The organism is Rhizobium sp. 007, assembly GCF_015353075.1.
Classification (GTDB): Bacteria; Pseudomonadota; Alphaproteobacteria; order Rhizobiales; family Rhizobiaceae; genus Rhizobium.
This window is the reverse complement of the sequence record NZ_CP064188.1, coordinates 2068951-2085459: the sequence shown is the minus strand read 5'-3', so window position 1 is coordinate 2085459 and position 16509 is coordinate 2068951. Positions and strand designations below refer to the sequence as shown.

16 protein-coding genes and 6 pseudogenes are annotated in these 16509 nt (G+C 60.5%); 8 read left to right on the top strand and 14 right to left on the bottom strand.

All coding sequences use genetic code 11. The features are described from left to right. Nucleotides 1–4: 4 nt before the first annotated feature. Complete coding sequence (locus ISN39_RS30905; protein ID WP_194731708.1) at nucleotides 5–1270, top strand: ABC transporter substrate-binding protein; 1266 nt, start codon at nucleotides 5–7, stop codon at nucleotides 1268–1270. A 50-nt stretch (nucleotides 1271–1320) separates the two neighbouring features. On the opposite strand, the gene ISN39_RS30900 is transcribed toward ISN39_RS30905, so the two are convergent. Further along, nucleotides 1321–2316 (bottom strand): substrate-binding domain-containing protein, encoded by a 996-nt coding sequence (locus ISN39_RS30900; protein WP_194731707.1) that lies wholly within the window; start codon nucleotides 2314–2316, stop codon nucleotides 1321–1323. A 490-nt stretch (nucleotides 2317–2806) separates the two neighbouring features. On the opposite strand from ISN39_RS30900, the pseudogene ISN39_RS30895 reads away from it, so the two are divergent. Beyond that, nucleotides 2807–3231 (top strand): annotated as a pseudogene (locus ISN39_RS30895) (nucleotidyltransferase domain-containing protein); the annotation flags it as partial. 102 nt (nucleotides 3232–3333) lie between these two features. Here the strand turns inward: ISN39_RS30895 and ISN39_RS30890 are convergent. From ISN39_RS30890 to ISN39_RS30870, 5 genes are all read right to left on the bottom strand, one after another. Further along, nucleotides 3334–4350, bottom strand: a complete 1017-nt coding sequence (locus ISN39_RS30890; RefSeq protein WP_194731706.1) for a Gfo/Idh/MocA family oxidoreductase — start codon at nucleotides 4348–4350, stop codon at nucleotides 3334–3336. 32 nt (nucleotides 4351–4382) lie between these two features. Then, nucleotides 4383–5165: a TIM barrel protein gene (locus tag ISN39_RS30885; RefSeq protein WP_194731705.1), complete on the bottom strand. Its 783-nt coding sequence runs from the start codon at nucleotides 5163–5165 to the stop codon at nucleotides 4383–4385. A gap of 110 nt (nucleotides 5166–5275) precedes the next feature. Beyond that, the gene (locus ISN39_RS30880) at nucleotides 5276–6064 is read right to left on the bottom strand and encodes an ATP-binding cassette domain-containing protein (protein ID WP_194731704.1); all 789 of its coding nucleotides are present in this window, start codon (nucleotides 6062–6064) and stop codon (nucleotides 5276–5278) included. Next, nucleotides 6064–7188, bottom strand: a complete 1125-nt coding sequence (locus ISN39_RS30875; RefSeq protein WP_194731703.1) for an ABC transporter permease — start codon at nucleotides 7186–7188, stop codon at nucleotides 6064–6066. The genes ISN39_RS30880 and ISN39_RS30875 overlap by 1 nt, the downstream gene beginning before the upstream one ends. Before the next feature lie 125 nt (nucleotides 7189–7313). After that, nucleotides 7314–8264 (bottom strand): sugar ABC transporter substrate-binding protein, encoded by a 951-nt coding sequence (locus tag ISN39_RS30870; RefSeq protein WP_194731702.1) that lies wholly within the window; start codon nucleotides 8262–8264, stop codon nucleotides 7314–7316. A gap of 178 nt (nucleotides 8265–8442) precedes the next feature. Between ISN39_RS30870 and ISN39_RS30865 the strand changes: the two genes are divergently transcribed. Both ISN39_RS30865 and ISN39_RS30860 read left to right on the top strand, forming a co-directional pair. After that, the gene (locus tag ISN39_RS30865) at nucleotides 8443–9435 is read left to right on the top strand and encodes a LacI family DNA-binding transcriptional regulator (protein WP_194731701.1); all 993 of its coding nucleotides are present in this window, start codon (nucleotides 8443–8445) and stop codon (nucleotides 9433–9435) included. 73 nt (nucleotides 9436–9508) lie between these two features. Next, nucleotides 9509–9760 (top strand): annotated as a pseudogene (locus ISN39_RS30860) (hypothetical protein); the annotation flags it as partial. Between the two features lie 42 nt (nucleotides 9761–9802). Here the strand turns inward: ISN39_RS30860 and ISN39_RS30855 are convergent. Continuing rightward, nucleotides 9803–10553, bottom strand: a pseudogene (locus ISN39_RS30855) (IS6 family transposase). 4 nt (nucleotides 10554–10557) lie between these two features. On the opposite strand from ISN39_RS30855, the pseudogene ISN39_RS30850 reads away from it, so the two are divergent. Beyond that, nucleotides 10558–10896 (top strand): annotated as a pseudogene (locus tag ISN39_RS30850) (type 1 glutamine amidotransferase domain-containing protein); the annotation flags it as partial. A gap of 213 nt (nucleotides 10897–11109) precedes the next feature. Here ISN39_RS30850 and ISN39_RS30845 read toward each other — a convergent pair. After that, the gene (locus ISN39_RS30845; RefSeq protein WP_194731699.1) at nucleotides 11110–12063 is read right to left on the bottom strand and encodes a LysR family transcriptional regulator; all 954 of its coding nucleotides are present in this window, start codon (nucleotides 12061–12063) and stop codon (nucleotides 11110–11112) included. Between the two features lie 93 nt (nucleotides 12064–12156). On the opposite strand from ISN39_RS30845, the gene ISN39_RS30840 reads away from it, so the two are divergent. Further along, complete coding sequence (locus ISN39_RS30840) at nucleotides 12157–13116, top strand: MBL fold metallo-hydrolase (protein WP_194731698.1); 960 nt, start codon at nucleotides 12157–12159, stop codon at nucleotides 13114–13116. Between the two features lie 254 nt (nucleotides 13117–13370). Here the strand turns inward: ISN39_RS30840 and ISN39_RS30835 are convergent. The 3 genes and pseudogenes from ISN39_RS30835 to ISN39_RS30825 form a co-directional block, all read right to left on the bottom strand. Further along, nucleotides 13371–14095 (bottom strand): annotated as a pseudogene (locus ISN39_RS30835) (LysR substrate-binding domain-containing protein); the annotation flags it as partial. Nucleotides 14096–14127: 32 nt separating this feature from the next. Further along, nucleotides 14128–14445, bottom strand: a complete 318-nt coding sequence (locus tag ISN39_RS30830; protein ID WP_246763476.1) for a hypothetical protein — start codon at nucleotides 14443–14445, stop codon at nucleotides 14128–14130. Between the two features lie 30 nt (nucleotides 14446–14475). Continuing rightward, on the bottom strand, nucleotides 14476–14895 hold the full coding sequence (locus tag ISN39_RS30825) for a DUF1348 family protein (RefSeq protein WP_348651996.1): 420 nt from the start codon (nucleotides 14893–14895) through the stop codon (nucleotides 14476–14478). Here ISN39_RS30825 and ISN39_RS38050 point away from each other — a divergent pair. Next, on the top strand, nucleotides 14863–15081 hold the full coding sequence (locus tag ISN39_RS38050) for a TetR family transcriptional regulator (protein WP_348651995.1): 219 nt from the start codon (nucleotides 14863–14865) through the stop codon (nucleotides 15079–15081). The genes ISN39_RS30825 and ISN39_RS38050 overlap by 33 nt on opposite strands. Here the strand turns inward: ISN39_RS38050 and ISN39_RS36950 are convergent. The 3 genes from ISN39_RS36950 to ISN39_RS30810 are packed head-to-tail and all read right to left on the bottom strand — an operon-like array spanning nucleotide 14981 to nucleotide 16351. Then, nucleotides 14981–15382 carry a hypothetical protein gene (locus ISN39_RS36950; protein WP_246763475.1) on the bottom strand — a complete coding sequence of 134 codons (402 nt, stop codon included), beginning with the start codon at nucleotides 15380–15382 and terminating at the stop codon, nucleotides 14981–14983. The genes ISN39_RS38050 and ISN39_RS36950 overlap by 101 nt on opposite strands. Next, a complete protein-coding gene (locus ISN39_RS30815; RefSeq protein ID WP_194731696.1) occupies nucleotides 15351–15848 on the bottom strand; it encodes a DoxX family protein in 498 nt (165 codons plus the stop codon). The genes ISN39_RS36950 and ISN39_RS30815 overlap by 32 nt, the downstream gene beginning before the upstream one ends. After that, nucleotides 15845–16351 (bottom strand): hypothetical protein, encoded by a 507-nt coding sequence (locus tag ISN39_RS30810; RefSeq protein WP_246763524.1) that lies wholly within the window; start codon nucleotides 16349–16351, stop codon nucleotides 15845–15847. The genes ISN39_RS30815 and ISN39_RS30810 overlap by 4 nt, the downstream gene beginning before the upstream one ends. Between ISN39_RS30810 and ISN39_RS36945 the strand changes: the two are divergent. After that, nucleotides 16301–16429: pseudogene (locus ISN39_RS36945) on the top strand (inositol 2-dehydrogenase); the annotation flags it as partial. The gene ISN39_RS30810 and the pseudogene ISN39_RS36945 sit on opposite strands and share 51 nt — an antisense overlap. Nucleotides 16430–16509: the final 80 nt, after the last annotated feature.

Genomic DNA, 16509 nt, shown 5'->3' with positions numbered 1-16509 from the left:
AGCGATGAAACATATCACCAAGCTTCTCGCCGTAGCGGCTGTATCGATGGCAATTTCGCTTCCGGCTCGTGCCGAAACAGCGCTTACGGTTCACTACCCCATGCCCGGCTTCTTCAAGGACGTGATGGACACGATCTCGAAGAAGTTCATGGAAGAAAATCCGGATATCAAGATCCAGTTCGCAAGCCCGTCTGCAACTTACGAAGAAGGTATCCAAACGATCCTTCGCCAGGTCGGCACCAGCGAATTGCCGGACGTCACATTCGTCGGCCTCAATCGCCTGCGCATGCTGAGCGAGCGTAACGTCGGTCTTGACCTGAGCCCGCTCGTCCAAAAGGACGGGAACATGGCCGAGCAGGGTTTCTCCGACACGATCCTCAAGCTTGCGCAAGTCAATGGCAAGCAGGTCGGTCTCGCCTTTGCGACCTCCAACCCGATCATGTACTACAATGCCGATCTCGTGAAGGCAGCCGGCGGCGATCCGGACAATCCGCCGAAGACCTGGGACGAGGTCATTGCGCTTGGCGGCAAGATCAAGGCGCTCGGCAACGGCGTTGACGGCATCGATTTCCGCTGGCAGGGCGACGACTGGATGTTTTCGGCTCTGCTTTTCGGCGCCGGCGGCAAGATGCTGAACGAGGATGAGAGCAAGGTTGCCTTCAATGGCCCGGAAGGTCAGAAGGCCGTCGAGACCCTGCACCGCATGGTCACTGAAGGCGGCATGCCGGTCTTCACCAAGGCTGCCGGTGAACAGGCCTTTGCCGCCGGCAAGGTCGGTTTTGAATTCCAGACGACCGGCGCGTTGCGCAACACGATCAAGAATGTCGGCAACAAGTTCGATCTGCGCACGGCCAAGATCCCGCTGATCGATCCGGTCAACGGGCGCCTGCCGACGGGCGGCAATGCCGTCGTCATCCTGACGCAGGATGAAGCAAAGCAGGACGCCGCCTGGAAGTTCGCCAAGTTCGCTGCCGGCCCCTATGGCGCTTCCGTCGTCGTTCCAGGTACAGGTTATGTTCCGAACAACGAACTTGCCGCCAAGTCGGCCGAATATCTTGGCGATTTCTATAAGCAGAACCCGCTCTTCCAGGCGGGCTTGAGCCAGATGCCGGTGATGGTGCCCTGGTATGCCTTCCCGGGCAGCAATGGCGTGAAGGTCACGCAGACGATCGTCGACAACCTTTCGCGCGTCGTCGACGGCTCTGCCGAGCCGAAGGAAGCGCTCGACGACGCAGCCGACGACGTTCAGGGCATGCTGCCGCGCAGCTGAGCCGTTCGCCTCAGCAAGAAGCCGCCGCATCACACATGCGGCGGCTTTTACTATGACGGATCTTGAGTGAGATCGCGTACCGTTCCGCCTTTGCGCAACGTATAGGCAACATCGAGATGGCGGGCAGGGGCGGCGTTCTCGGCGATATCGAGGAGCAGCGAGGCCGCCGTCGCTCCCATGCTGGCATCGGGCATCTCGATCGTCGTCAGCGGCGGGTCCATCAGCCGGCCGATCGCGATACCGTCGAAGCCGGCGACGGAAACGTCCCGGGGCACCGAGAAGCCCTCGCGCCGAAGCGCGCCGATTACGCCGAAGGCAAGAAGATCATTGGAGGCGATGAGCGCTGTCGGCGAAAACGTGGTCATCGCCTCGCGCAGATCAAGCTCCTCATAACCGCTGACAAACGGGATCTCGACCGCATCCAGCGGCGTAAGGCCCCTTACATGCATGGCGTCGACATGACCGGCATAGCGGGATCTAGCTCTGTCGGAGGCGACGAAATTTCCCGATACGAAGAGGATGCGTCGGTGTCCCATAGCGATCAGAAAGTCGGTAAGTTCGCGTCCAGCGCTGCGGTTGTCGGCCGTGACCGCAGCGGGAAATCGCTGCGTCGGCATGTTGTTGAGGAGAACCGTCGGCGGCAGGGACGGCAGAAGGGCGGCACTCGTCAGCGGATCGCAAACGGTGAGGATCAGGCCAGTTGGACGGTCGTTCAGGAGTGATGCAACGGCGTCAGCCTCGCGCCCAGGATCATAATTGGACTGGGCAATTACAACACCGTGACCGGCGACCAGCATGCGATTTTGAATGGTGGAAAGCGATGAGGCAAAAACCGGATTGGTTATGCTCGGTATAAGGACGCCGACAACCGGGCGTCGCCCAGGTTTTCCAGCGGCAAGTCCCGGCGGCCGATAACCGAGTTCGGCTGCTGCCCGGCGTACCTTGCGCACCATTCCGTCGCTGACGGGACCATTGCGGTTTAAGACCCGGCTTGCGGTTGCAAGCGAACACCCCGCGCGAAAAGCCACCTGTTGCAGCGTAGTCATGAAATGCTCCGCAATTTGACGTCATCGAAAATCCCGCGCCATTCAGTATCACAAAATCCGCTTCTGATGCGCAGTGCGAATCGCATGGTTGCGCTGACAGCGTCCGGTTCCTAGGTAGCCTCTGATGCTGTTGACTAAAAATGTCGAAACGGTCAGTTCGCAGCCATGCCAATGATGTAGAGCATCCCATCAAGCCGACTCATGACAAGCGCTTGTTCGGTCTCGCCAGAAAGCTTGCCTTCCAGAATGCTGCAACATGCGAGCGCGTAAAGCCTCTGTAGGCGAGCGAGATCGACCACAAGGTGCCATAGTTTACTAGCTCACAAATCAAGAAAACACCGCGAGCCACGGCGATGTCGTCAATCTACAAGCACATTCTTATCGACCAGCCCGTCGGGACCGAACTGATCCTGTTTCCCTTCAGAAATTGCGGTGGCGCGCAGGTAAGGGCATGCGCTAAGATAGTGATTCAGTGGGAGTTTTGCCCTTGATGAAGTCGAGCCTCGATCATTTGCCGGAAAAGAAGCAGCGCGAACTGGCGCGTGTTGTCGAGATCATCCACGAGGAATTCGAGAACGCGTTGAAAGGTGGGGAGGCGGAATTCAAGAAGAAGGGCCGCATTCTGGAAGGTCATTCTCTTCGGGTCTTATGCCCGCGGCACCTGGGTCGATGAACCACATACGGCCCAAAGGTTACCGCTCGGACTACGATATCCTCATCATCGTCAGCACGAAGAAGCTGGCCGATCCCGAATATTGGTATGCCGCCAAGGACCGGCTGATACGCGACCGCGGCATCAAGACCCCCGTTACGCCGATCATCCATTCCCGCCGCGAAGTCGGTGACGCGCTTCATCAAGGGCGCTATTTTTTCTCTGATATAAGGCGGGAGGGCATAGTTCTCTACGAGGCCGATACTACCAGACCTTTGAGGTCCTTGATTGTCGTCGGCCGCGCCGATCGCTCTATGTCAATCATGTCCATAGCTCCGGATTGATCGCGGCCGAGTTCGTTGACATCACTTCACGGGCACGGGGGCCTTCTTCTGGACCGACTCGATGCAAGCGAGCGCGATCGCCAGCGCCTGGCGGGCGTCGTGCCCCGTCGCGCCTCCGGAGAGCTTCCCTTCGCGAACCGACTTCGCGAACGAGGCGAGTTGGGCGGTATAGCCGTGGATGAAGTGGTCGGTGTCGCGACGCCATGTGTCGTTGGACACGCCGTTCCTGTCGAACAGGGTCATGCTGGAGCGGCGGACGTCGCCCATGGTGATCATGCCGCCTGAGCCGAACACCTCGCCGCGGATGTCATAGCCATACATGGCGCAGAAGTTGGCTTCCGCCACGGCCACGGAGCCGTTGTCGAAGCGGATGGTGACGACGGCGGTATCTAGGAATCCTTTGTCCTTGGCGTCCGGGCGGACCAACGCGTCGCCAACGGCGTAGACCTCGGTGGCCTTCGCACCGGGGTTCAGCCACAGCAGCGTGTCGAAGTCGTGGATCAGGGTCTCGTAGAAGATGGTCCAAAGGGGAATGCGGTCCGGATCGGCACCGAACGGACCGGGGTCGCGGGTGAGCGAGCGGATGAGCTGCGGGGTTCCGACCTTCCCGGCGTCGATTGCTGCGCGGCCTTCGGCGAAGGCCTGATCCCAGCGTCGATTGAAGCCGACCTGGAGAGGGACGCCAGCCAACTTGGCGGCGGCGACGGCGCGCTCGGCGTCTTCGAGGGTAAGGGCCATCGGCTTCTCGCAAAACACGGCCTTTCCGGCCTCCGCCGCCTGAACGACGACATTGGTGTGGAAGCGGGCGGGCGTGGCGATGATCACAGCATCGAGGCCTGGATGGGCGAGCAGCTCGGCGACGTCAGTATAGGAGGCGTCGACGTCAAGCTTGGCGGCTAGGTTTGCGGCGGCACCAGGAGCCGGGTCGGCAATGGCGACGAGTTCGGCATCGACCAGACGACGGGCGACGGTCTCGCCATGGAAGGAGCCGATGCGGCCGGCTCCGATGAGGCCGATGTTGACGGGTTTCTTGGGCATTGTCTTGTTCCTGTTTTGGGAGACTTGAACTGTCAGAGAGTGAAGGCTTTGCGGAAGGCTTCGAGAGCGACGTCGGAGTCTCCGGATGCCCAGGCCTCCATGCCGATCGGACCGGAATAGCCCATGGCGGCGAGCGCCTTGGCGATGCCACTCCAGTTGACCTCGCCTGTGCCCGGTTCAAATCGGCCGGGAACGTCGGCGACCTGAATTTCGCCGATCCAAGGTAGAGATTTGCGGCACAGCTCGATCAGGTTCCCTTCGCCGATCTGCGCGTGATAAAGGTCGAGATTGAGCCTCAGGCGCGGATGATCAATGCTGGAGACCAGCGCCAGCGTGTCCTCGGCGCGGCCGAACGGGACCCCTGGATGGTCGACAGGGAGGTTCAGGTTCTCCAGCGTAAATGTCACGCCTTCCTCTTCGGCGAGGTCGACGATGCGGGACAAGGTCTCGCGGGCCTTGAGCCACATGGCTCCTGTCACGATCTCGATCGGCTGGACCGGGAGGCCGCGGTCGCCAAGTCCGGTGCCGTGAAGGTTCAGGCGCTGAACACCAAGGCGCTTGCCAACCTGCGCGGTCTCGCGGGCCGTCTTGAGCAGCTCAGCGGCACCATCGTCATCGGTGAGGCGGCCCGTCAGATAGCCGTTCATGATCGTGAACGTCGCTCCGGTCGCTTCGAGCTTGCCGATGTCGTGCTCTGGCCAGTTCCAGAGACCGACACCGAAACCGAGCTCTTTGAGACGGGAGGCGCGCCATTCGATCGGCTTGTCGCGCCAGATCATTTCGGCGCAGGCTGCGAGAGGGAACGAAGAAGTCATGTCATTACCTGGTCCGGTCGTCGCCGGACTCCTCTTGGCTTGTTTCTGGATCGAGCCGATCATCGATCGGAGTGAGGTGTGGCTTCCGGACTCCGGGGCCACGGAGCGGGCTAGATGGTGCCCCCGAGTTCCTGCGAAACGGACTGCAGCTCCTTGCCGCCGGCCATCAGGTTCTGAAGCTCGTCGATGTTGATCTCGCCCTTCGTGAAGGTGCCAAGCGTCTTGCCGCGGTTGAGAACCGTGAAGCGGTTTCCGACTGCGTAGGCGTGGCGCACGTTGTGGGTGATGAAGATCACGCCGAGGCCCTTCTCGCGGACCTGGTTGACGTATTTTAGCACCATCGAGGTCTGAGCCACGCCGAGGGCCGACGTCGGCTCGTCAAGGATCAGCACCTTGGCACCGAAGTAGACCGCTCGTGCGATCGCGACGCACTGGCGTTCGCCACCGGACAGCGTACCGACGGCCTGCTGCGGATCGCGAACATCGATGCCGATACGGTGCATTTCGTCGCGCGTGACGTTGTCGGCGAGGTCCATGTCCATGGTCTTGAACGGGCCGAAGCCTTTCAATGGCTCCCGGCCCATGAAGAAATTCCGGGTGACCGACATCAGAGGGATCATGGCGAGGTCCTGATAGACCGTGGCTATCCCGGAATCGAGGGCATCGCGCGGGCCTGAGAACAGCCTCGGCTGGCCGTCGACGAGGAAGTCGCCGGAGCTAGGCTTGTGCACGCCTGCCAGGGTGTTGATCAGAGTGCTCTTGCCAGCCCCGTTGTCCCCGAGCAGGCAGAGGACTTCGTTGGCGTGGACCTTCATGGAAACGCCGTTGAGGGCGATGACCGAACCGAAATTTTTGACGAGGTCCTTGACCTCGATGAGAGGGGTCTGGGTGTTGCTCATCACCGTTCTCCCGTGACGCGCTTGCGGATGACGTTGTTGAAGATGACCGCGATCAGAAGCATGCCGCCGAGGAAGACGAGATACCAATCCTGGTCGATCGAGGTGTAGGTCAGCCCGATCAGCACCATGCCGAACACGATGGAGCCGAAGAAGGCACCGATCGCCGAGCCGTAGCCGCCCGTGAGCAGGCATCCACCGATAACGGCTGCGATGATCGCCTCGAACTCCTTCTGGAACCCGCGCCGGGCATCGGTCGATCCGGCATCGAGGACGGTCAGGATCGCGACGAGGGTGGCGCAGAGCGCCGTGATGACGAATAGGGTGGTCTTCACCCGACGGACCGGGACACCGGACTTCTGGGCCGCCCATGCATCGCCGCCAGCGGCGAAAATCCAGTTGCCGAAACGGGTCCGGAGCAGTAGCCAGGTTGCGCCAAGCGCGATGGCGATGAACCAGAGGATTTCGACGGGAATGCCGGGCACCTGCGGATTGCCGTTGGGAAGCTTGGCGATCACGCCGAGCTCGGCCATCCAACGGAACAATCCCGGAAACGCATCGCCCGAGAAGATGGGAGCGAGGGGACTGTTGGCGGCGGCTTCCTTCATTCCACGGAGCTGGGTGGAACCTCCGCTGGCCCATTTGAGCCCCACGAGTGTCAGGCCTCGTAGAATGAAGAGGAATGCAAGCGTCACGATGAACGATGGCAGACCCGTCCGGATCGTGATCTGGGCGTTGGTGACGCCGATGCAGACCGCGAAAGCCATGGCGATGAGGATCGCGACGCTCAGGGGAAGCTGGAGCACGACGAGAGCCGTGCCGAAGACGAGGCCGGCGAAGGCCACCATCGACCCGATGGAGAGGTCGAACTCCCCCCCAATCATGAGCAGGGCAGCTCCTATCGCGAGGATGCCGAGCTGCGCGGCGGGGGCCATGAAGTTCATGATGCCCGCGAGCGTGAACATCGCCGGATTCGCGGTGAAAACGAAGAATATCGCAACGAGCACAAGTCCGGCGACGGCCCCGAGTTCAGGGCGGCGCAGAAGCGAGGTGACGGTCGACACCTTCTTGAGCCGCTCATCGGCGCGCGAAGCCGTCGCGCCGTTTTGTTCATTGACGAGGGACATGGCCCGTTCCTTTGAGAATGGTCGTTCAAGTCGCGCCGAAGCCAGAGTGTGCGAGGGACTCCATGGCAATGCGCGTCAGGCAAGAGTGGCGGCCCCCGTGGAGGTTGGGGACCGCCGGGCTTCGCTTAGCGAATGCCCTGGGAGGACTTCTCGATGACGGAAGCAGCGGTGTCCTTCTCGACGAAGCTCGGACCCGACGGGACATTGCCTGCCGGGATGGTGCCGTAACGGGCGTTGAGCGCGAGGAAGGTCACGGGCAGGTAGCCCTGCAGATAGGGCTGCTGGTCGACGGCGAACAGCGCCTTGCCGTCGGCGACGGCCTGGAGGAAGTTGGCGGACAGGTCGTAGGAAGCCACCTTCACCTTGTCGGCAACGCCCATCTTCTCAACGACGGCTACGGCGCGCTCGCCAACGAGCGGAGCGGACAGACCCAGGATGACGTCGATCGACGGATCGGACGTCAGGGCAGCCTGAATCTTGGCTTCGATTTCGGCCGGATCGGCGGTCGTCGGAAGCACGGTTACCTTGCCGCCTTCAAAGCCCTTCTCGGTCCCGGCGCAACGCTGGTCAAGCGCGGCATTGCCGACTTCCTGGTTGACGCAGAGGACATGCTTGAGGCCGAGCGACTTGAGCTTCGCGCCGACCTTGATGCCTGCCGGAGTTTCGTCCTGGCCCACATGAAGCCTGATGCCGAGCTTCTCCTGGGCGGCGATGCCCGAGTTCATCGAGATGACCGGGATGCCCGCGGCGACGGCCTTTTCGATCGCCGGGCCGAGAGCGTCCGGATCGGGATTGGAGATGACGATGCCTGCCGGATTCTGGTTGACGGCGGCTTCGATCAGCTGGCCCATCGCGACCATGTCGAAGGTTTCGGGCGCGCGGTAGTCGACCTTGACGTTGCTGTCCTTGGCGGCCTGCATCATGCCATTCTTGACGATCGACCAGAACGGGTCCGATGCCTGGCCGTGTGTGACGGCGATGATGGAGATTTCCTGCGCCTTGACGGCGACGGCGGCCGAGGTGGCGACACCGAATGCGATTGCGCTCATGGCGAGCGTCTTCAGCAGAGCTTTCATTTCTTCCTCCTGATGGGCCGACCACTCCTCTGGGCGGCAAAAACATCCTGCACCCGGGTGCAAAATCGCTTGCACCCGGGTGCAAGTGGGTGCATATTATCTCCGGATGTTATAAAAGCAAGAGATTATTTCATCGGCAGGCGATGATGGAATATTTGTTCCATCCGAGGGGAGAGGCATGCGAAAGCGGGCTACGGCAAAGGAAGTGGGGGAGGCGGCGGGGGTGTCTAAATGGACGGTCATTCGCGCGTTCAAGCCCGGCGCGTCGATCACCGACGAAGCCAAACGCAAGATCCTGGAGGCGGCGGAGAAACTGAACTATTCGCCCAATCTGCTCGCGCGCAGCCTTTCGACGAACGTCACCCATCAGGTCGCCGTGCTCGTCGACGACTTCGCCAACCCGCAGAAACTTCCGTTTCTGGAATCCCTGACCGAGCGCCTGCAGGCCGCGGGTCTCGTGGCTATGCTCATCAACATCAACAATCACTTCGACCATGTGCATGCGCTTCTCAATGCCGACCAGCGCCTGGTCGACGCCATCATTCTCCTCGGCACCGCATTCCGGGACGAGACCTTGAACGACCGTCGCTTGGGACCGGGCATGCCGCCCATGTTTGTCCTCGCGCGCGATAGCCAGATCGAGGGTGTCCCGGCGGTCGTCTGCGACGCGGAAGTCGGCCTGAGGGATATCGTGGACCATCTTCATGAACGGGGCTATCGGCGGCCAGGCTTCATGACCGGGGCCTCGGCGCTGTCGACCGCATTGAAGCGGAGGCACCACTTCGCCGAGTTCTGGAGGCAGAAGGGTGTCGACCACATCGTGGACATCTCAGCGGAGCGGTACAGCCGGGAGGACGGAGGAGCCTCGGCCCGTGAATATTTGAAGACCTCCCCTGAAGACCGGGTCGATGTCCTGATGTGCGAGAACGACATCCTGGCGATCGGCGCGATGGAGACGATCCGTAGCGAGTTCGGTCTTAGGGTGCCGGAGGACATCGCCGTCGTCGGCTTCGACAACTACGAACTCGGCGCGACACCCGCGTTCGGCCTCACGACCTACGAGCAGCCGTGCCGCGAGATGGTCGACCTCATCGTGGAAATGGTCACTGGCAAGCGCGAAGGAGAGACCATTTCCCTTCCGGGCAAGCTCGTCGTCCGGTCGTCCACGTGACCTGAAACCTGTCATTCGAACCTGCGCCCTGCGGCGCGGGATCGCGAAACTGGGTGCAAAATTTGGAGACCATATGAACCAGTCCCTATCCTCCCTCCCGCCTGGCGTCCGTCTTGGAGTGAGTCCATTGTCCTGGGCGAACGACGTTCTCGAGGACCTCGGCGCGAACATCCCGCTCGAAACCTGCCTGGATGATGCGGCCGCAATCGGCTACCAGGGCGTCGAACTCGGGCGCAAGTTTCCCCGCGACGCCGCCGTTCTTCGACCGCTTCTGGATTCGCGTGGCTTGGCCTTGGCCTCGGGATGGCATTCGGGGGTGATGTCACGTTGTTCGACTGAGGGCGCATGACGTGCCTTTCCGTTGCACTCAGACAGCTGCTGCGGTTATGGCTTTCCACTGCGTCATAGCGCGGATGCGATGGATGTGGTTGGCGAGGGCAGAGCGTTTCTGGTGCGGCGGGACGAAATGGTTCCGGATCGCTGAAAAGACGGAGATGAAACGTTGCAAGCCGCCGACGGATCGGAAGCCCTGCATCATCCGCTCTCGTTTTCGCAGCGGCAGATGAGAATTCTCTGCACGGTTGTTGAGGCCCTTGTGTGATCGATGTTCGACGGAGGGCATCACATCCCGTTTGGCAGCGCCGTATGACCGCAGTTTGTCGGTGACCATGCGCTTCGGCGCCAAGCCCTGCTTCTTCAACAGCCTGACCAGCAGCCGCTTGGCCGCCTTGGTGTCGCGACGAGCCTGTACGATCTCATCGAGAACATAACCATCCTGGTCAACGGCACGCCAAAGCCAATGTTTCCGGCCGCCAATGGAAATGACAACCTCATCCAGGTGCCAGACATCCTTTCGGGACGGCATTTTTCGGCGCAATCGCTTTGCGTATGTCGCGCCAAACTTGCGGCCCCATCGCCGGATCGTTTCGTAGGAAACGACGATGCCGCGTTCAAGCAGCATTTCCTCAACCAGCCGCAGGCTCAAAGGAAACCGGAAATACAGCCAAACCGCGTGGGCGATGATCTGCGGAGGAAAGCGATGGTTTTTGTAGCTGATGGTCGGCGTGTTCATCGCGCTCGATTAGCGAGCAACCGTTAACCCACCAACAACGTGACATCACCCATGGCCCTATTGCGCTTCTGTCTACGCTGCCGGACGCGCAAGAGTTCGTCAAGACGTTCGAGACGAGGGGAACGGCGAAGGCCCAAATGGACTGGATCTATGCCGGTTACAAGTTCACGGTCTTCAGCAACCAGGAAGAGGAAATGGCCAAGGGACTGCTGGGTGGCGGCGAGATGAAATTCTATCCGCAGGATGCGCTCACGCAAGCAGGCGGCCAATTCAGCCAAGCCGACGCAGCTTTCTCCGCACATGCCGTGACAGATCGCGAGCTGATCACCGGCCAGAACCCCGCGTCGGCACCGGCTGTGGCCCTGGAACTGCTGAGCCGATTGAAATAGCATCTGCCGATGTCGCTCACTGGGCGACATCGGCTACAGCTACGCCGCGAATGTGGATCGCGACCGTGTTTGCTGCGCGCTGTCGTGCAACTTGTTTTCGTGTGCTGTGAATTGAAAATAGAAAGCGCGCCGTAACGTCTTTTTCCATCTGACGCTCAGGTTCGAATCCTATCAAGGCGAGGCCTTCAAACGCACGCTGATCTCTACTGCACGTTACGCTGCAACATCCGCGACGTTGCTCCCGTTCGTCCTCAGCATCGCCTCACGGATTTGCTGCCGCAACCATGCGCAGCCAAGATCGCTGTCCATCTGAAGCGGCCAGACCATTGCCACGGGTGGAAAAGAAAGCGCCAGTGGCACCGGGCTGACCTCAAGTCCCAACAGCGGCCCATAACGAAGCGCAATGCGCGATGAAACGGTGGCAATCACCGCAGATGAACGCGCCGTGGCCAATATCGACATGAAATCGGGAGCTGCCGCCACCACTTCCAGTTCTGCACCTGCATGCTCCAGCGCATCCTTGACGCAGCCATGCAGGCTGTCAGTCTGCGAAATCACCGCGTGTTGTGCGGCCATATAGGCATCAAGGCCCACCGGATTGGAAACCTTCAGCAATTGCGGATTGAAACAGCACAATACGCTGGACTGATACAGCGGCTCGCTATGGTGCCGTGAGTCCGGCAGATAACTGCACCCCACAGACAGATCGATGACACCCGCATCAAGCATCGCGTCGACCTCCTGCGCATCACCACCGCGGGACAAAATACGGATGCCCGGCGCAATATCCCGCAGACGCGCCGTCAGATCGGGCAGCAGCAGCAGTTCCACCTCGCTGGAAAGTCCCAGCCGGAATGTGCGTTGCTCGGTAGCCGGGTCGAATGCGTCCGCCATCAACACGGCCGCCTGCGCCTGCCGCAAGGCCTGCCGCACCGGACCAGACAAGTTGAGCGCCCGTGCCGTGGGCTTCATCACCTGACCTACACGGATGAAAAGCTCATCCTGAAACAGGGTGCGCAGGGTGGATATATTGTGGCTCATGGCAGGCTGCTGAATTTTCAGCCGCTGCGCCGCACGGGTCACGCTCATCTCTTCCATCATTGCATCGAAGGCCACGAGAAGATTGAGGTCGAAGGAACGTAGATTGAAATGATCGATGACTTGCATGAGCTATATCGATTTGATTGCTGACCGAGACATCCTTAGCTGATGGGCAGGAACTTGCAAGCCGTTCCGCACCCTCACCCAAGGAGCAAACCCATGCCATCCCGTCGTTCCATTCTCAAAAGCGCTCTGACCGGCCTGATCGCCGCACCCTTCGTCGCACCGTCGATAGCCTTCGCCAAAGCACCCTATGCGGTTGTTCAGGCACCCGGTTTCTACCGGCTTAAAATCGGCTCCGTAGAGGTCACGGCCCTGTCGGACGGCACCGTTGCTCTGCCGCTCGCCAAGCTCTATACCAACACCAGCGAACAACATGCGCAGAGCGCGTTAGATGATGCCTTTCTGCCCGAAATCGTCCCAACTTCCGTCAACGCCTTTCTGATCAATACCGGCGAAAGACTGGTACTGATCGACGCAGGCACCGGTGCCTATCTAGGGCCATCGCTCGGCAAACTCGTGTCAAACATTGAGGCGTCCGGTTATAAGATGGATGACATCGATGATGTCGTCCTCACCCATATTCACACCGATCATTCCGGCGGGTTGATGAGCAATGGCAAGCGCACCTTCCCGAAGGCCACATTGCGGGTAAATGAGCGGGAGGCCAAATTCTGGCTGAGTGCGGCAAACGCCAAGGCGGCGACCGGCATCGTCAAGCAGCATTTTGGCGAGGCGGATCAGTGCGTGACGCCATACGTCGAAGCCGGAAAATTCGAAACCTTTGCGGACAACGCAGCGCCCGTTCCCGGTCTTGGTTCCATTCTTTATGCGGGACATACGCCGGGTCACAGCGCCATCACGCTGGAAAGCGAAGGCGAGATGATCGTATTCTGGGGCGACATCACCCATGGCGATATTCTGCAATTCGATGAACCCGGCGTCGCCATCGAATTCGATATCGACCAGAAAGCCGCCGTGGCTGCACGCGACATTGCGTTCCGGCAGGCGGTGGAGGGCAAATATCTGGTGGCAGGCGCGCATATCGCCTTTCCGGGCATCGGCCATGTGCGCAAAGACAGCACGAATTACGACTGGCTGCCGGTCAACTACGCTTAAGGTCTGACAACCGGCTATCATCCAGTGAAGCGGGCGGATCGGGCATTCGCTCAAAGAGGATCCACAATGGCCTCTTCTTCCGCAGTGACGGATGTCTTTTCGCCACGGTTCCAGCGATCTCACCTTTTGGACGAGTGCTCATCCTCACCAATCGGCGCAACGCACCCGGTTCGGGTCCACCGGACCGGGGAAGGGGTAGGGCGTTATAGGCGTCCAAAACGTACAAAACCCAACCAGCTCTAGCCACTGGACTATTAAAGCTGGGTCAGTCTGTTCGCGCGAACATGGTCAATGAGCGCGCGCAGCTTGGGGGCCATATTGCGGCGGTTAGGGAAATAGAGGAAGAACCCAGGAAACGGCGGCAGATAGTCGTCCAACGCCGTGATCAACTCGCCACGATCGATGTATGGGCGAAACGTCTCTTCCAACGCAAATGTGATACCACCGCCAGCGAGCGCGGTCCGGACCATCAAATGCAGATCGTTTGTGGTGATTTGCGGCTCGACGGCGACGTCGAAAGTTATGCCATCCTCCTCGAACTCCCATCGGTACGGCGCAGCACTTGGAGACGAACGCCAACCGATACAGCGATGATGCACCAGTTCCCGAGGATGGCGGGGCGTTCCGTGGACCTTAAAATATCCCGGCGTCGCAACCACCACTTCTCTCTCTTCTTTAGTCAGTGGCACCGCGACCATATCCTGCTCGATCACCTCACCCAGCCGGACGCCTGCACGGCGGCTACGATGTCGAACATGTCGTCGGTAACCGTGACGTCGATCGTGATGCCGGGATGGGCTTCGGCGAAGGACGCGATGAGCGGGCCGGAAAGAAATTGTTCCGCAATCGATGTTACCGCGATCCGCAGCAAGCCACTGGGCCGGGCGTCCCCTGCCACGTTCTCGAAGGCGGATCTTACCTCGGCCATTGGCTGAGAGGTTTCATGGAAGCGATTGCCCGCCTCGGTGAGCCGCACGCTGGAGATGTCATGAAAGAATGGATGGCGGTGGCCTATGCAGATCTCAACAGAGATCGGTTGATATACGAGGCCGCCAACTTTTCAATGTCAGCACAGGCTTGTGCGTCGATACCGGCTTTCATGGCACGCTCGCAGTGCTCGACGTTTGGTTCGAGCGCCACGGCGATCGCACTGGAAAGCTGAAAGTCGAAGCTCGAGCCGTTGCGGGCCATATCGATCTCAGCCCCGGTCATGCCGAGCGCCTTCGCGTCCTTTTCCTGCCGCCCGGCAAAAATGGGATCACTGCGTCCGGCGGTAAGCGCGAGCTCGATCGACAGCCGTGCCCGCGCGTCGAGCTTGAAACCTGCCATGGTGGCGACCTCCTTGATCTGGACCTGGCTTTAGAAGCCGAAGTCGCCCAAGCCCGGGTAATCGTCCGGTCGGCGGCCGAGTGGCCAGCGGAACTTGCGCTCCGCCTCCGTGATCGGGTGTTCGTTGATGCTGGCATGCCGCGCCCGCATCAGCCCATCATCGGCGAATTCCCAATTCTCGTTGCCATAGGCACGAAACCACTGACCGCTGTCGTCGTGATATTCGTAGGCATAGCGAACGGCGATGCGGTTGCCCTGGAAGGCCCAAAGCTCCTTGATCAGCCCGTAATTGAGCTCGCGGTTCCATTTGCGCCTGAGGAAAGCTTCGGCCTCGGCACGATTGGTCGCGAATTCGGCGCGGTTGCGCCAGCGTGTGTCGAGTGTATAGGCGAGCGCCACCTTGGCGGCATCGCGGCTGTGGCGGAAGAATACTTTCGCCGCATCGGTCACCAAAAGACATCGGTGGCCGACATTGCACCTTGCCTGGGAATGAGCAGCGCCACTATCTATCGCTTCTTTCCGTCAAGGGCAGCGATCAACAGGTCGATCTGCGGCCATCGAGCAAACTATCCAGTTGGCGGATGCAGTCGCTCGGCAAGAGGCGCCGGCTCACGAGAAGCTCGAAAGTCTTTTTAACTTGCTCCATGAGGAGAGAAGAAAGAACCTCATTCAAGAGAAGCCGGTCCATGATCTGATCGTCGCTGCAACTTTGCTGCAAGTAGCCGCTCGGAGAGCCGATATCGACAAGTACAAGTGCGCCAAATGTCAGCCACTCCGACTGACGCAGCGGCTGCGCCACGAATAGGAACGACACCGCGTTCGATCTGACGATTGACATACGTGCCGATAGCGCGATGAACGAGGCTCTTTTTGCAGGGCGGCCCCGAACACGTTGCAAGCGCAGGTCATTTGCGGCGTGGCATGACAAGCGGATCAATCGCGATCCTGCCCCCGCCGAACACGATCAATGCCAGCGCCATCGCCGCCCAGGGTAGATGGAAATTCGCCCAGCCGTCTGGAATGGTGAGCTGGATGATCGCCGTCATCAGCAGCAAGCCGAGGGCGGCGAAGCGTGTCGCCAAGCCAAGGATCAACAACACCGGCAGGATCAGTTCTCCGATCCCCGCTGCGGTCGCCATCGCCAGTGGAAACGGATAGGCGATCTCGTTGCCGAAAATATGGAGTTTAAACTCCTGTTCGAAGAGATATCGCGCACCTTGCGAAAGCGTCAGGAATCCGTCCCATTTTGTCAGTCCCGACTTGAAGAAGGGAATCGCGAGCGCCAAGCGCAGTGCCAGCAGCGGCAGTGAGTGTGGAACGGAGGCGAGCAGGCCTTCGGTACGCGTAATGAAGGCGGCCAAGGCAGCGCCAGAGCCGTTGGATGAGGCAGCTTCGGTCTTCATGCGACATTTCCTTCGTGCTGTTGGAGGGCGCTGAATGCGCCGAGGCTGGCAAGACCAATCAGCGCCGTTCCGAAATCGAATGCGGGGCCAGCGGTAAATGCAGCCTCTGCCGCCGCGCCAAGAGTGGCGGCGTTGAACAAGCAGGCCGCAAAGACCGCGTCCTGCGGCGGAACGATATGGACATTGACGGTCATCTGTGGCCGTACGACCAGGACGGCCTGCGGTCGCCAGTCGACGAGCGGCGCAACCATGTCCTGCTGATGCGCGCTCCAGATGGAGCCAACTGGATAGTCCGAACGGATCAAGCCCGCTGAAGGGTGCGGGACGAGCCGCAAGTCCGCAAGCATCTCGGGCGCCGCAGCGGCAAGTACCACAAGGTCGAGCGGCGCGGAATCCGCCGCGTGATAGGCGCGCATCCAGGCCGCCTCGACCCGGGCGACATCGGGGCAGTCTTCATCGATGCGATCGACAGCGGCAACCGCTCGCCGAAGCCCGGCGGACATGATGGCCTCCAGGCGCAGAAGCTGGCGGAAGCCGCCACCGTGAGCTGGCAGACGGGCAGGCCGGTGCAGGTCGATTAACAAGCTTCGATGCGATGCGGCCATGTTCTCACGTAGCCGCATCGCCACCGGGTGACGTGCCGCCTCGCAATATGCGTCAG